24 protein-coding genes are annotated in these 13,647 nt (G+C 66.3%); all 24 read left to right on the forward strand.

All coding sequences use genetic code 11. The annotated features are described in order from the left end of the window. The first annotated feature begins 1 nt into the window (after position 1). Positions 2-421: a 50S ribosomal protein L16 gene (gene rplP, locus SNOUR_RS22340; RefSeq protein WP_016571059.1), complete on the forward strand. Its 420-nt coding sequence runs from the start codon at positions 2-4 to the stop codon at positions 419-421. Further along, positions 421-645: a 50S ribosomal protein L29 gene (gene rpmC, locus SNOUR_RS22345; protein WP_067349986.1), complete on the forward strand. Its 225-nt coding sequence runs from the start codon at positions 421-423 to the stop codon at positions 643-645. Before rplP ends, rpmC begins: the two co-directional genes overlap by 1 nt. Continuing rightward, complete coding sequence (gene rpsQ, locus SNOUR_RS22350; RefSeq protein WP_030589651.1) at positions 645-926, forward strand: 30S ribosomal protein S17; 282 nt, start codon at positions 645-647, stop codon at positions 924-926. Before rpmC ends, rpsQ begins: the two co-directional genes overlap by 1 nt. 141 nt (positions 927-1,067) lie before the next feature. Next, the gene (gene rplN, locus SNOUR_RS22355) at positions 1,068-1,436 is read left to right on the forward strand and encodes a 50S ribosomal protein L14 (protein WP_003998823.1); all 369 of its coding nucleotides are present in this window, start codon (positions 1,068-1,070) and stop codon (positions 1,434-1,436) included. 3 nt (positions 1,437-1,439) lie between these two features. Then, positions 1,440-1,763 carry a 50S ribosomal protein L24 gene (gene rplX / locus SNOUR_RS22360; RefSeq protein ID WP_067349989.1) on the forward strand — a complete coding sequence of 108 codons (324 nt, stop codon included), beginning with the start codon at positions 1,440-1,442 and terminating at the stop codon, positions 1,761-1,763. Then, the gene (gene rplE / locus SNOUR_RS22365) at positions 1,763-2,323 is read left to right on the forward strand and encodes a 50S ribosomal protein L5 (RefSeq protein WP_018538751.1); all 561 of its coding nucleotides are present in this window, start codon (positions 1,763-1,765) and stop codon (positions 2,321-2,323) included. Before rplX ends, rplE begins: the two co-directional genes overlap by 1 nt. A 5-nt stretch (positions 2,324-2,328) precedes the next feature. Next, positions 2,329-2,514 carry a type Z 30S ribosomal protein S14 gene (locus tag SNOUR_RS22370; RefSeq protein WP_003956452.1) on the forward strand — a complete coding sequence of 62 codons (186 nt, stop codon included), beginning with the start codon at positions 2,329-2,331 and terminating at the stop codon, positions 2,512-2,514. 239 nt (positions 2,515-2,753) lie between these two features. Next, a complete protein-coding gene (gene rpsH / locus SNOUR_RS22375; RefSeq protein ID WP_039635369.1) occupies positions 2,754-3,152 on the forward strand; it encodes a 30S ribosomal protein S8 in 399 nt (132 codons plus the stop codon). 21 nt (positions 3,153-3,173) lie between these two features. Next, positions 3,174-3,713: a 50S ribosomal protein L6 gene (gene rplF / locus SNOUR_RS22380; protein ID WP_018538749.1), complete on the forward strand. Its 540-nt coding sequence runs from the start codon at positions 3,174-3,176 to the stop codon at positions 3,711-3,713. 3 nt (positions 3,714-3,716) lie between these two features. Continuing rightward, positions 3,717-4,100, forward strand: coding sequence for a 50S ribosomal protein L18 (rplR, locus tag SNOUR_RS22385; protein ID WP_039635373.1), 384 nt, complete (start codon positions 3,717-3,719; stop codon positions 4,098-4,100). 46 nt (positions 4,101-4,146) lie between these two features. After that, the gene (gene rpsE / locus SNOUR_RS22390; RefSeq protein WP_039635375.1) at positions 4,147-4,749 is read left to right on the forward strand and encodes a 30S ribosomal protein S5; all 603 of its coding nucleotides are present in this window, start codon (positions 4,147-4,149) and stop codon (positions 4,747-4,749) included. Further along, the gene (gene rpmD, locus SNOUR_RS22395) at positions 4,749-4,931 is read left to right on the forward strand and encodes a 50S ribosomal protein L30 (protein ID WP_018538746.1); all 183 of its coding nucleotides are present in this window, start codon (positions 4,749-4,751) and stop codon (positions 4,929-4,931) included. Before rpsE ends, rpmD begins: the two co-directional genes overlap by 1 nt. Before the next feature lies 1 nt (position 4,932). After that, positions 4,933-5,388, forward strand: a complete 456-nt coding sequence (gene rplO, locus SNOUR_RS22400; RefSeq protein WP_067349991.1) for a 50S ribosomal protein L15 — start codon at positions 4,933-4,935, stop codon at positions 5,386-5,388. A gap of 228 nt (positions 5,389-5,616) precedes the next feature. After that, positions 5,617-6,930 carry a preprotein translocase subunit SecY gene (gene secY, locus SNOUR_RS22405; protein ID WP_067349994.1) on the forward strand — a complete coding sequence of 438 codons (1,314 nt, stop codon included), beginning with the start codon at positions 5,617-5,619 and terminating at the stop codon, positions 6,928-6,930. Then, complete coding sequence (locus SNOUR_RS22410) at positions 6,930-7,583, forward strand: adenylate kinase (protein WP_067349997.1); 654 nt, start codon at positions 6,930-6,932, stop codon at positions 7,581-7,583. The genes secY and SNOUR_RS22410 overlap by 1 nt, the downstream gene beginning before the upstream one ends. Positions 7,584-7,779: 196 nt before the next feature. Continuing rightward, positions 7,780-8,616 (forward strand): type I methionyl aminopeptidase, encoded by an 837-nt coding sequence (map, locus tag SNOUR_RS22415; RefSeq protein WP_067349999.1) that lies wholly within the window; start codon positions 7,780-7,782, stop codon positions 8,614-8,616. A 186-nt stretch (positions 8,617-8,802) separates the two neighbouring features. After that, on the forward strand, positions 8,803-9,024 hold the full coding sequence (infA, locus tag SNOUR_RS22420) for a translation initiation factor IF-1 (RefSeq protein WP_003956442.1): 222 nt from the start codon (positions 8,803-8,805) through the stop codon (positions 9,022-9,024). Between the two features lie 60 nt (positions 9,025-9,084). Next, positions 9,085-9,198 carry a 50S ribosomal protein L36 gene (gene rpmJ, locus SNOUR_RS22425; protein WP_003956441.1) on the forward strand — a complete coding sequence of 38 codons (114 nt, stop codon included), beginning with the start codon at positions 9,085-9,087 and terminating at the stop codon, positions 9,196-9,198. A gap of 197 nt (positions 9,199-9,395) precedes the next feature. Beyond that, positions 9,396-9,776 carry a 30S ribosomal protein S13 gene (rpsM, locus tag SNOUR_RS22430; RefSeq protein ID WP_067350002.1) on the forward strand — a complete coding sequence of 127 codons (381 nt, stop codon included), beginning with the start codon at positions 9,396-9,398 and terminating at the stop codon, positions 9,774-9,776. Positions 9,777-9,840: 64 nt separating this feature from the next. Then, positions 9,841-10,245 (forward strand): 30S ribosomal protein S11, encoded by a 405-nt coding sequence (gene rpsK / locus SNOUR_RS22435; RefSeq protein WP_004571845.1) that lies wholly within the window; start codon positions 9,841-9,843, stop codon positions 10,243-10,245. Positions 10,246-10,272: 27 nt separating this feature from the next. Further along, positions 10,273-10,899: a 30S ribosomal protein S4 gene (gene rpsD, locus SNOUR_RS22440; RefSeq protein ID WP_067350004.1), complete on the forward strand. Its 627-nt coding sequence runs from the start codon at positions 10,273-10,275 to the stop codon at positions 10,897-10,899. 116 nt (positions 10,900-11,015) lie between these two features. Further along, entirely contained in the window at positions 11,016-12,038 is a 1,023-nt protein-coding gene (locus tag SNOUR_RS22445; RefSeq protein WP_003956430.1) for a DNA-directed RNA polymerase subunit alpha, read from the forward strand. A 191-nt stretch (positions 12,039-12,229) separates the two neighbouring features. Continuing rightward, entirely contained in the window at positions 12,230-12,697 is a 468-nt protein-coding gene (gene rplQ, locus SNOUR_RS22450; RefSeq protein ID WP_067350007.1) for a 50S ribosomal protein L17, read from the forward strand. A gap of 86 nt (positions 12,698-12,783) precedes the next feature. Continuing rightward, the gene (gene truA / locus SNOUR_RS22455) at positions 12,784-13,635 is read left to right on the forward strand and encodes a tRNA pseudouridine(38-40) synthase TruA (RefSeq protein ID WP_039635404.1); all 852 of its coding nucleotides are present in this window, start codon (positions 12,784-12,786) and stop codon (positions 13,633-13,635) included. The last annotated feature ends 12 nt before the right edge of the window (positions 13,636-13,647 follow it).

The following is a 13,647-nucleotide window of genomic DNA, read 5'->3' on the forward strand; positions in this document are numbered from 1 at the left end:
CATGCTGATCCCTCGCAGGGTCAAGCACCGCAAGCAGCACCACCCGAAGCGGAACGGTATGGCCAAGGGCGGTACCGAGCTGGCCTTCGGTGAGTACGGCATTCAGGCCGTGACCGCGGCCTACGTGACGAACCGGCAGATCGAGTCCGCTCGTATCGCCATGACCCGTCACATCAAGCGCGGCGGCAAGGTGTGGATCAACATCTACCCCGACCGTCCGCTGACGAAGAAGCCGGCCGAGACCCGCATGGGTTCCGGTAAGGGTTCTCCGGAGTGGTGGATCGCGAACGTCAAGCCCGGTCGGGTGATGTTCGAGCTTTCCTTCCCGAACGAAAAGGTTGCCAAGGAGGCGCTGACCCGCGCCGCCCACAAGCTTCCGATGAAGTGCCGCATCGTTCGGCGCGAGGCAGGTGAATCGTGATGTCGGCCGTTACCAAGGCGTCCGAGCTGCGCGAGCTGAACAACGAGGACCTCGTTGGCAAGCTGCGTGAGGCCAAGGAGGAGCTGTTCAACCTCCGCTTCCAGGCGGCGACCGGACAGCTTGAGAACCACGGCCGGCTGAAGGCCGTCCGGAAGGACATCGCCCGGATCTACACCCTGATGCGTGAGCGCGAGCTCGGCATCGAGACGGTGGAGAGCGCCTGATGAGCGAGAAGAATGTGACTGAGACGAACGAGCGCGGTTTCCGCAAGACCCGTGAGGGTCTGGTCGTCAGCGACAAGATGGACAAGACCGTCGTCGTCGCCGTCGAGGACCGTGTCAAGCACGCGCTGTACGGCAAGGTCATCCGCCGTACCAACAAGCTCAAGGCACACGACGAGCAGAACGCTGCCGGTGTCGGCGACCGCGTCCTCCTGATGGAGACCCGGCCGCTGTCCGCCAGCAAGCGCTGGCGCATCGTCGAGATCCTCGAGAAGGCCAAGTAATTCCCTCACGGGGATTTCGACAGGCAAGCACATCCCTCCTGGGGGGACCCCCTAGGAACAGTTCCGCCAGGCTCGGCAGGGGCTGACGTCTCGTAAGGGACGCGCCCCTGCCGGGAACCGGCAGACATTCAGGAGATAGACGTGATCCAGCAGGAGTCGCGACTGCGCGTCGCCGACAACACTGGTGCGAAGGAAATCCTTTGCATCCGTGTTCTCGGTGGTTCCGGTCGCCGCTACGCGGGCATCGGTGACGTCATCGTCGCCACCGTCAAGGACGCGATCCCCGGTGGCAACGTGAAGAAGGGTGACGTCGTCAAGGCCGTCATCGTTCGCACCGTCAAGGAGCGCCGCCGTCCGGACGGCTCGTACATCCGCTTCGACGAGAACGCGGCCGTCATCCTCAAGAACGATGGCGACCCCCGCGGCACCCGTATCTTCGGCCCCGTGGGCCGTGAGCTGCGCGAGAAGAAGTTCATGAAGATCATCTCGCTCGCGCCGGAGGTGCTGTAACCGATGAAGATCAAGAAGGGCGACCTGGTCCAGGTCATCACCGGTAAGGACAAGGGCAAGCAGGGCAAGGTCATCGCGGCCTACCCCCGCGAGGACCGTGTCCTGGTCGAGGGTGTCAACCGGGTCAAGAAGCACACCAAGGCCGGACAGACCGCTCGTGGTTCGCAGACCGGCGGCATCGTGACGACCGAGGCCCCCATCCACGTCAGCAACGTTCAGCTGGTCGTGGAGAAGGACGGCAAGAAGGTCGTCACCCGCGTCGGGTACCGCTTCGACGACGAGGGCAACAAGATCCGCGTTGCCAAGCGGACCGGTGAGGACATCTGATGACTGCCACCACCAACGCGCCGCGTCTGAAGACGCGCTACCGCGAAGAGATCGCCGGCAAGCTGAAGGACGAGTTCTCGTACGAGAACGTCATGCAGATCCCCGGCCTCGTCAAGATCGTGGTCAACATGGGTGTGGGCGACGCCGCCCGCGACTCCAAGCTGATCGAGGGCGCCGTGCGCGACCTCACCACGATCACCGGTCAGAAGCCGGCCGTCACCAAGGCCCGTAAGTCCATCGCGCAGTTCAAGCTGCGTGAGGGCCAGCCGATCGGTGCCCACGTCACCCTCCGCGGTGACCGCATGTGGGAGTTCCTGGACCGCCTGCTGTCGCTGGCGCTGCCGCGCATCCGCGACTTCCGTGGTCTGTCCCCGAAGCAGTTCGACGGTCGGGGCAACTACACCTTCGGTCTCACGGAGCAGGTCATGTTCCACGAGATCGACCAGGACAAGATCGACCGTACCCGGGGTATGGACATCACCGTGGTCACCACGGCGACCAACGACGACGAGGGCCGCGCCCTGCTTCGTCACCTCGGCTTCCCGTTCAAGGAGGCGTGAGCGAGATGGCGAAGAAGGCTCTGATTGCCAAGGCTGCTCGCAAGCCCAAGTTCGGTGTGCGCGCGTACACCCGCTGCCAGCGCTGTGGCCGCCCGCACTCCGTATACCGCAAGTTCGGCCTCTGCCGCGTGTGCCTTCGTGAGATGGCTCACCGTGGCGAGCTGCCGGGCGTGACCAAGAGCTCCTGGTAATCCCCTAGTTGGGCATTACCGGAGGCTCTCGGTAAGCATTCGGTCGGCGGGCGCCCGGACTCTTTTCCCTTAGGGTAGAAGGGTTTGGGCGCCCCGCCGCCCGAGACCGACCGCGGGCACCGCCCGCATAACGTCGCTTACTACGCCGTAGGTCCCCGCGCCGCACCCGTCCCGACCAAGATCGGGGAGAGGGATGGCGCAGATAGGAAACCCCGGCGAGAGAGGCCGAAGGCCAATTCATGACCATGACTGATCCCATCGCAGACATGCTGACCCGTCTGCGGAACGCGAACTCGGCGTACCACGACACCGTGGCGATGCCGCACAGCAAGATCAAGTCGCACATCGCGGAGATCCTCCAGCAGGAGGGTTACATCACCGGCTGGAGCGTCGAGGACGCCGAGGTTGGCAAGAACCTCGTCCTGGAGCTGAAGTTCGGGCCGAACCGCGAGCGCTCGATCGCCGGCATCAAGCGGATCTCTAAGCCGGGTCTGCGGGTCTACGCAAAGTCCACCAACCTGCCGAAGGTCCTCGGCGGCCTGGGCGTGGCGATCATCTCCACGTCCCACGGTCTCCTGACCGGCCAGCAGGCCAGCAAGAAGGGCGTGGGTGGGGAAGTCCTCGCCTACGTCTGGTAATCGGGAACGGAGGAATAGCTAATGTCGCGTATTGGCAAGCTGCCCATCCAGGTTCCCGCTGGTGTGGACGTCACCATCGAGGGCCGCACGGTCAACGTGAAGGGCCCCAAGGGTTCCCTTTCGCACACCGTCGCGGCGCCCATCGAGGTCGCCAAGGGTGAGGACGGCGTCATCGCCGTCTCCCGTCCGAACGACGAGCGTCAGAACAAGGCCCTGCACGGCCTGTCCCGCACGCTGGTGGCGAACATGATCACCGGCGTGACCCAGGGCTACGTGAAGAAGCTCGAGATCAGCGGTGTTGGTTACCGCGTCCAGGCCAAGGGTTCCAACCTGGAGTTCTCCCTGGGCTACAGCCACCCGATCCTGATCGAGGCGCCCGAGGGCATCTCTTTCAAGGTCGAGTCGCCGACGAAGTTCAGCGTCGAGGGCATCGACAAGCAGAAGGTCGGCGAGGTCGCCGCGAACATCCGCAAGCTGCGGAAGCCCGACCCGTACAAGGCCAAGGGCGTCAAGTACGAGGGCGAAGTCATCCGCCGCAAGGTCGGAAAGGCGGGTAAGTAAGCCATGGCATACGGTGTGAAGATCGCTAAGGGCAACGCCTACAAGCGCGCTGCTGCCAAGCGTCGCCACATCCGCATCCGCAAGCGGATTTCGGGTACTTCGGAGCGTCCGCGTCTGGTCGTGACGCGGTCCAACCGCGGCATCTTCGCTCAGGTGATCGACGACATCGCGGGCCACACGCTGGCCTCGGCGTCGACCCTGGACGCGTCGATCCGTGGTGGCGAGGGCGACAAGAGCGCCCAGGCCCAGAAGGTGGGCGCCCTGGTCGCCGAGCGTGCCAAGGCCGCCGGTGTCGAGGCCGTCGTGTTCGACCGCGGTGGCAAGCAGTACGCCGGGCGGATTGCCGCTCTGGCCGACGCCGCCCGCGAAGCCGGGCTGAAGTTCTAAGCCCCGGTTCCGGAGCTAGCGGACGTAACAGAGAGAGGTAAATCCAATGGCTGGACCCCAGCGCCGCGGCAGCGGTGCCGGTGGCGGCGAGCGGCGGGACCGGAAGGGTCGCGACGGTGGCGCTGCCGCCGAGAAGACCGCGTACGTTGAGCGCGTTGTCGCGATCAACCGCGTCGCCAAGGTTGTCAAGGGTGGTCGTCGCTTCAGCTTCACCGCGCTGGTCGTGGTGGGCGACGGTGACGGCACCGTAGGTGTCGGTTACGGCAAGGCCAAGGAAGTTCCGGCTGCCATCGCCAAGGGCGTGGAAGAGGCCAAGAAGAACTTCTTCAAGGTCCCCCGTATCGCCGGTACCGTCCCGCACCCCATCCAGGGCGAGAAGGCTGCGGGCGTCGTCCTGCTCAAGCCGGCTTCCCCCGGTACCGGTGTGATCGCCGGTGGCCCGGTGCGCGCCGTCCTGGAGTGCGCGGGCATCCACGACGTGCTGAGCAAGTCGCTCGGCTCGTCGAACCCGATCAACATCGTGCACGCCACGGTGACGGCGCTCAAGGGCCTGCAGCGGCCCGAGGAGATCGCCGCCCGTCGTGGCCTGCCGCTGGAGGACGTGGCTCCCGCCGCTCTGCTGCGGGCGCGTGCCGGGGTGGGTGCGTAATGGCCCGTCTCGAGATCACGCAGGTCAAGTCCCTGATCGGCAGCAAGCAGAACCACCGCGACACCCTGCGTTCGCTTGGTCTCAAGCGGATCAACGACGTGGTTGTCAAGGACGACCGTCCCGAGTACCGCGGCATGGTGCACACCGTCCGCCACCTCGTGTCGGTCAAGGAGGTCGACTGACATGGCGGAGACCAACCCGCTGAAGGTCCACAACCTCCGGCCCGCCCCGGGTGCCAAGACCCCCAAGACCCGTGTCGGTCGTGGTGAGGCGTCCAAGGGTAAGACCGCTGGTCGTGGTACCAAGGGCACCAAGGCCCGTTACCAGGTTCCGGAGCGCTTCGAGGGTGGGCAGATGCCCCTCCACATGCGCCTCCCGAAGCTGAAGGGCTTCAAGAACCCCGCCCACAAGCAGTTCCAGGTCGTGAACCTGGAGAAGCTGGCCGCGCTCTACCCGCAGGGTGGCGAGGTCACGGTGGCCGACCTGGTCGCCAAGGGCGCGGTGCGCAAGAACGAGCTCGTCAAGGTCCTGGGCCAGGGCGAGATCTCCGTGGCGCTGCAGGTTTCGGTTGACGCCGTTTCCGGCTCCGCCAAGGAGAAGATTGCCGCCGCCGGCGGCACCGTCACCGAACTCCTCTGAGTTCGTTGGTTCAACTGACCGGGGATGCCCATTGATTGGGGCATCCCCGGTTGGTCGTTCCACGGGGGTACGGTCGCCGGTAAGGTGGCCTGCACTGTTTGATTTGTCCGGGGTCCGCCCCGGATCACGCCGTGCGGGCGGTGTCCGCGCGGTACAGCCGCTACGTATTCGTCGATCCTCAAGACCGTCACCTCCCGGCCGTTGAAGGCGGGAGGCGCAGGAGGCACCGTGCTCACCGCGTTCGCCCGAGCGTTCAAGACGCCCGACCTGCGCAAGAAGCTGCTGTTCACGTTGGGCATCATCGTGCTCTACCGGATCGGAGCGCACGTCCCGGTCCCAGGGGTGAACTACGCGAACGTCGAGACCTGCATGAAGCAGGCCGGCGGCAACAGCGGGTTGTTCGCCCTGGTGAACATGTTCAGTGGTGGAGCGCTGCTGCAGATCACGATCTTCGCGCTGGGGATCATGCCGTACATCACGGCGAGCATCATCCTCCAGCTGCTGACCGTGGTGATCCCGCGGCTGGAGGCCCTCAAGAAGGAGGGACAGTCCGGCCAGACGAAGATCACCCAGTACACCCGCTACCTGACCGTGGCGCTGGCAGTGCTGCAGGGCACCGGCCTGGTCGCCACCGCCCGCAGCGGTGCGCTCTTCCAGAGCTGCCCGGTCGCCAGCCAGATCGTGCCCAACGACTCGATCTTCACCACCATCACGATGGTGATCACGATGACCGCCGGCACCTGCCTCATCATGTGGCTCGGTGAGCTGGTGACCGACCGCGGCATCGGCAACGGCATGTCGATCCTGATGTTCATCTCGATCGCCGCCGGCTTCCCGGGCGCGCTGTGGCAGATCAAGCTGCAGGGCAAGCTGGCCGACGGCTGGATCGAGTTCTTCTCGGTGATCGCGGTGGGCCTGGCGATGGTCGCTCTGGTGGTCTTCGTCGAGCAGGCGCAGCGGCGCATTCCGGTGCAGTACGCGAAGCGCATGATCGGGCGCCGTTCCTACGGCGGTACGTCCACTTACATCCCGCTCAAGGTGAATCAGGCAGGTGTGATTCCTGTCATCTTCGCGTCGTCGCTGCTCTACATCCCCGCGCTCATCGCTCAGTTCAGCGGGTCCAACGCGGGGTGGGCGAGGTGGATCGCCAGCAACTTCACCAAGGGAAATCACCCCGTTTACATCATTACGTACTTCTTGCTGATCGTTTTCTTCGCCTTCTTCTACGTGGCCATCAGCTTCAACCCCGAAGAAGTTGCCGACAACATGAAGAAGTATGGTGGCTTCATCCCGGGCATCCGGGCTGGTCGCCCGACGGCCGAGTACCTCAGCTATGTGCTCAACCGGATCACGTGGCCGGGCTCGCTGTACCTGGGGCTGATCGCGCTCGTACCAACAGTGGCGTTGGTGCTGTTCAACGCGAACCAGAACTTCCCGTTCGGCGGGACGAGCATCCTGATCATCGTGGGTGTGGGTCTGGAGACCGTGAAGCAGATCGAGAGCCAGCTTCAGCAGCGCAACTACGAAGGGTTCCTCCGCTGATGCGAATCGTCCTCGTCGGACCCCCGGGGGCCGGTAAGGGTACGCAGGCCGCGTACCTGGCCAAGAACCTCGCGATCCCGCACATCTCCACGGGGGACCTGTTCCGGGCCAACATCTCCCAGGGCACCCCCCTGGGCGTGGAGGCCAAGTCCTACATGGACGCCGGCAACCTCGTGCCGGACTCGGTCACCATCGGGATGGCCGAGGACCGTATGGAACAGGGCGACGCGGTCGAGGGTTTCCTGCTCGACGGCTTCCCGCGCAACCTCGGCCAGGCCGAGGCGCTCGACGCCTTCCTGCAGAGCAAGGGTCTGAAGCTGGACGCCGTCCTGGACCTGGAGGTCCCCGAGGACGAGGTGGTCAAGCGGATCGCCGGCCGGCGGATCTGCCGCAAGGACTCCAGCCACGTCTTCCACGTCGAGTACAACAAGCCGCAGACGGAGGGTGTCTGCGACGCCTGTGGCGGCGAGCTGTACCAGCGCGAGGACGACCGCGAGGACACCGTGCGCAAGCGGCTCGAGGTCTACCACTCGGAGACCGAGCCGATCATCGACTACTACAAGGCCCAGGACCTGGTCGTGACGATCCCGGCCCTCGGCAAGGTCGCCGAGGTCACCCAGCGGGCGATGAACGCCCTGGGGCACGGCGAGTAAGATCACGGCTCGGTATGGCCGCGGTGCCCAGCACGGGCGCCGCGGCCATCTGCTGTTGACCGGCTACGGTTAGGGCAGTAACCAGTCACTGAGCAACCAGAGCAGAGCGCAACCATCTCCGCGAGAGCGATGGGGGACTCCCCCCGGCGCCTTCGGCGCGGGGGAGGTTCAGCCGCAGAGAGGTGCAGGCACCGGCATGCTGGAGATCAAGAACCCCGCGCAGATCGCGAAGATGCGCGAGGCGGGTCTGGTGGTAGCCGCCATCCACGCGGCCACTCGTGAGGCCGCGGTGCCGGGTGCCACCACCAAGGACCTGGACGACGTGGCGCGCAAGGTGCTCGCCGAGCACGGCGCGAAGTCGAACTTCCTCGGGTACGGCGGTTTCCCCGCCACCATCTGCACCTCCGTGAACGACGTGGTCGTGCACGGCATCCCGTCCGCCGACACGGTGCTCCAGGACGGCGACATCATCTCCATCGACTGCGGCGCGATCATCGACGGCTGGCACGGGGACGCCGCGTACACCGCCTTCGTCGGGTCCGGGCACTCCGCGGAGCTGGTCGAGCTCAGCCGGGTCACCGAGGAGTCGATGTGGGCGGGGGTCGCCGCGGTCGCCAAGGGCAACCGGCTGGTGGACATCTCCCGGGCGATCGAGGGCTACATCCGCCGCCAGCCCCGTCCGGCCAGCGGCAAGTACGGCATCGTCGAGGACTACGGCGGCCACGGCATCGGCTCGCAGATGCACATGGACCCGCACCTGCTGAACTACGTCGAGCGCAAGCGCGGTCGGGGCCCGAAGCTGGTGCCCGGCTTCTGCATCGCCATCGAGCCGATGATCAACCTCGGCACCGCCAAGACCCATGTCCTCGAGGACGACTGGACGGTCAAGTCCAACGACGGCAGCTGGTCCTCGCACTGGGAGCACTCGGTCGCGTTGACCGAGGACGGCCCGTTGGTGCTCACCGCTCCCGACGGTGGCAAGGCCAAGCTCGCGAGCCTCGGCATCACCGCGGCGCCGGACCCGCTGGCGTAGTCCGCGGCACGCTGTCACCGGCCCCCGCGCGTAATGATCTCCGCGGTTGGGCAATACTCCTGGATTCGTCTTTTCTCAGGCACTGACGTAGACTGACGCGTCGGCTCTCGTGCACCCGTGTGCCCGCACGTCGGGTGCGGACAGTGCAAGTGAGTCGATCAAGGTAGCCGATCCGAAAGGCGAAGCGTGGCCAAGAAGCAAGGTGCCATCGAGATTGAGGGCACCGTGATCGAGTCTCTGCCGAACGCAATGTTCAAGGTAGAGCTCCAGAACGGTCACAAGGTCCTCGCGCACATCAGCGGCAAGATGCGGATGCACTACATCCGTATCCTCCCGGATGACCGGGTCGTCGTGGAGCTCTCTCCCTACGACCTGACGCGTGGCCGTATCGTCTACCGGTACAAGTAGATCTTGCCGAAGCCCCGCTCCCGTGGGGCAGCGGCACTGACCCGGAGAACCTCACATCCCATGAAGGTCAAGCCGAGCGTCAAGAAGATCTGCGACAAGTGCAAGGTGATCCGCCGCCACGGCCGGGTCATGGTCATCTGCGACAACCTGCGCCACAAGCAGCGCCAGGGCTGACGCACGCCGACCACCTGCAATTTCGCAGTTCGCGCGACGCAAGCACAAAACGTACATATGCAGTCACCCGACCCCCGCGCCGCGCGCGAGGGACGACACCCCCGGCTCGGAGGCCGGGGACCCGGCTCGTAATGCCGCAGAGTCTTACGGGAACGGTGCTGCGGAAGACCTCCGAATAGCCATCAGGAGCCACATCAATGGCACGCCTCGCAGGCGTTGATCTCCCGCGCGAAAAGCGTGTGGAGGTCGCCCTCACCTACGTCTTCGGTATCGGGCGCACGCTGTCGAAGCAGACCCTCGCCGCCACCGGCGTGAACCCGGACACCCGGGTCCGCGACCTGGTCGAGGAAGACCTCGTCAAGATCCGCGAGTACGTGGACAACAACCTCAAGACCGAGGGTGACCTCCGTCGCGAGATCCAGGCCGACATCCGCCGCAAGGTCGAGATCGGCTGCTACCAGGGTCTGCGTCACCGCCGCGGTCTGCCGGTGCACGGTCAGCGCACCAGCACGAACGCCCGTACCCGCAAGGGTCCGCGTCGCGCGATCGCCGGCAAGAAGAAGCCGGGCAAGAAGTAGTCCTCAGCAGGACCCCACTAGCGGTCTTCGCTGTAGGACCGATCACCTCCACGGGAGAATTTGAATGCCTCCGAAGGGCCGTACGGCCGGCGCCAAGAAGGTGCGCCGCAAGGAGAAGAAGAACGTCGCCCACGGGCACGCTCACATCAAGAGCACGTTCAACAACACGATCGTCTCGATCACCGACCCGACCGGGAACGTGATCTCTTGGGCCTCTGCCGGCCACGTCGGCTTCAAGGGCTCGCGCAAGTCCACTCCGTTCGCCGCGCAGATGGCCGCCGAGTCGGCCGCCCGCCGCGCGCAGGAGCACGGCATGCGCAAGGTCGACGTCTTCGTGAAGGGCCCGGGTTCGGGCCGCGAGACCGCCATCCGCTCGCTGCAGGCGACCGGTCTTGAGGTGGGCTCGATCCAGGACGTCACCCCGACCCCGCACAACGGATGCCGCCCGCCCAAGCGTCGCCGCGTCTGACCCACTGAAGTAGGAGACAACTAGACAATGGCGCGTTACACCGGGGCCGACTGCAAGCGTTGCCGTCGGGAGAAGCAGAAGCTCTTCCTCAAGGGGAGCAAGTGCGAGAGCGCGAAGTGCCCGATCGAGATCCGTCCTTACCCCCCGGGTGAGCACGGTCGCGGGCGCACCAAGGACAGCGAATACCTGCTGCAGCTGCGCGAGAAGCAGAAGTGCAGCCGCATCTACGGTGTCCTTGAGAAGCAGTTCGTGGGCTACTACAAGGAAGCGAACCAGAAGACCGGCAAGACCGGTGAGAACCTTCTGCGCATCCTCGAGACCCGCCTCGACAACGTGGTCTACCGGGCCGGCTTCGCCAAGTCCCGTGACCACGCCCGTCAGCTGGTCCGCCACGGGCACATCCAGGTCAACGGCCGCAAGACCGACATCCCGTCGGCCCGCGTCGCCGTGAACGACATCATCGAGGTCCGCACGGGCTCCAAGAACCTGACCCCCTTCGAGGTGGCCAAGGCGGAGGCCGGCGAGAAGACCGTCCCGGCGTGGCTGGAGGCGATCCCCTCGCAGCTGCGGATCCTCGTGCACAGCATGCCCGAGCGCCAGGTGATCGACACCCAGGTGCAGGAGCAGCTGATCGTGGAGCTCTACTCCAAGTAAGAGCCCCCAGCGGAACAGGTCTGGGCGGTACGGCGCCATCGGTGTCGTACCGCCCGTACCCTTTGAAGTACAGCGGACGTCAAATAGCGGGCGTCCACGACTGAAGGACACACACCATGCTGATCGCTCAGCGCCCCTCGTTGACCGAAGAGGTCGTCGACGAGTACCGCTCCCGGTTCGTCATCGAGCCGCTGGAGCCGGGCTTCGGCTACACCCTCGGCAACTCCCTCCGCCGGACCCTGCTCTCCTCGATCCCGGGTGCGGCGGTCACGTCCATCCGCATCGACGGCGTGCTGCACGAGTTCACCACCGTGCCGGGTGTCAAGGAGGACGTCACCGACCTGATCCTCAACATCAAGCAGCTGGTCGTCTCCTCGGAGCACGACGAGCCGGTCGTGATGTACCTGCGCAAGCAGGGCCCGGGTCTGGTCACCGCCGCCGACATCGCGCCGCCGGCCGGTGTCGAGGTGCACAACCCCGACCTCGTCCTCGCCACGCTCAACGGCAAGGGCAAGCTGGAGATGGAGCTGACCGTCGAGCGCGGTCGCGGCTACGTCTCCGCCGTGCAGAACAAGCAGGTCGGCCAGGAGATCGGCCGGATCCCGGTCGACTCCATCTACAGCCCCGTGCTGAAGGTCACCTACAAGGTCGAGGCGACCCGTGTCGAGCAGCGCACCGACTTCGACAAGCTGATCGTCGACGTCGAGACCAAGCAGGCGATGCGTCCGCGCGACGCCATGGCCTCGGCCGGTAAGACCCTGGTGGAGCTGTTCGGTCTCGCCCGCGAGCTGAACATCGACGCCGAGGGCATCGACATGGGCCCGTCCCCGACGGACGCCGCCCTGGCCGCCGACCTGGCGCTGCCGATCGAGGAGCTGGAGCTCACCGTCCGCTCCTACAACTGCCTCAAGCGTGAGGGCATCCACTCCGTGGGCGAGCTCGTCGCGCGCTCCGAGGCGGACCTGCTCGACATCCGCAACTTCGGTGCCAAGTCGATCGACGAGGTCAAGGCGAAGCTGGCCGGGATGGGTCTCGCGCTGAAGGACTCGCCCCCCGGGTTCGACCCGACCGCCGCCGCCGACGCGTTCGGCGCGGACGACGACGCGGACGCCGGTTTCGTGGAGACCGAGCAGTACTGAGGGCTCCGGCTCGCTGTTCGATCCTGACCGCGGGCCGGTCCTCGGCCGGCCGCGCGGTTTCCCGCGCCCCTTCTGGGGGCGCGGGTCCTCCGGGCCCCGCAAGGGGGCCGGATCTCCGACAGGCGACCGCCTGCTCGGATACTGACTCCGGTACCTGATACGGCCGGGGCAGACGTTTGAGGAGAAACACCATGCCGAAGCCCACCAAGGGTGCCCGTCTGGGCGGCAGCGCTTCCCACGAGAAGGCGCTCCTGCGCAACCTGGCGACCAACCTCTTCGAGCACGGCCGCATCACGACGACCGAGGCCAAGGCCCGTCGTCTGCGTCCGTTCGCGGAGCGTCTGGTGACCAAGGCGAAGAAGGGCGACCTTCACAACCGCCGCCAGGTCATGGAGCTGATCACGGACAAGAGCGTCGTGCACACGCTCTTCACCGAGATCGCGCCGCGGTTCGCGGAGCGTCCGGGTGGCTACACCCGTATCACCAAGATCGGCAACCGTCGTGGCGACAACGCCCCGATGGCCGTGATCGAGCTGGTCGAGGGCGAGATCGCCAAGAAGGCGACCGTCGCCGAGGCCGAGGCCGCTGCCAAGCGCGCGGTCAAGGAGGCCGACGAGGCCAAGGCTGCCGAGGCCGCCGAGGAGTCGAAGGACGCCTGAGTCCGTCGTCGCTGAGCGGTGAGCGGGTCCGCCCCCCTGGGGGGCGGGCCCGCTTTCGTCTGTGGTGGGCCTGAGAGGATTGCGGTGTGAGTGACGAAGTGGAGCCCGGGTTCGTCCGGGTGCGGCTGGACCTGTCCTACGACGGCTCGGAGTTCTCCGGGTGGGCCAAGCAGCGGGAGCGGCGCACGGTCCAGGGGGAGCTGGAGGACGCGATCCGGACCGTGACGCGGTCGGGCGAGACCTATGAGCTCACCGTCGCGGGCCGGACCGATGCCGGGGTGCATGCGCGCGGACAGGTCGCGCAGGTCGATCTGCCCGAGCAGGTGTGGCGCGAGCACCACGACAAGCTGCTCAAGCGGCTCGCCGGGCGCCTGCCCAAGGACGTACGGGTGTGGGCCCTGCGGGAGGCGCCCAGCGGCTTCAACGCGCGCTTCTCGGCGATCTGGCGGCGCTACGCCTACCGCGTCACCGACAACCCGGGCGGGGTGGACCCGCTGCTGCGGGGGCACGTCCTGTGGCACGACTGGCCGCTCGACGTGGACGCCATGAACGAGGCCGCGCAGCGGCTGCTCGGGGAGCACGACTTCGCCGCGTACTGCAAGAAGCGGGAGGGTGCGACCACGATCCGCACGCTCCAGGAGCTGAGCCTGGTCAAGGGCGCGGACGGGATCATCACCGCGACGGTCCGGGCGGACGCCTTCTGCCACAACATGGTGCGGTCGCTGATCGGCGCGCTGCTCTTCGTCGGCGACGGCCACCGGGGTCCGGAGTGGCCCGGGAAGGTGCTGGCCGCGGGGGTGCGGGACTCCGCCGTGCACGTCGTACGACCCCACGGGCTGACCCTGGAGGAGGTCGGATACCCCGCCGACGAGCTGCTGGCCGCCCGGAGCAGGGAAGCCCGCAACAAGCGTTCGCTGCCGTCGGCCGGCTGCTGCTGAGGCCGCGCCCGC

It is taken from the genome of Streptomyces noursei ATCC 11455 (assembly GCF_001704275.1).
Classification (GTDB): domain Bacteria; phylum Actinomycetota; class Actinomycetes; order Streptomycetales; family Streptomycetaceae; genus Streptomyces; species Streptomyces noursei.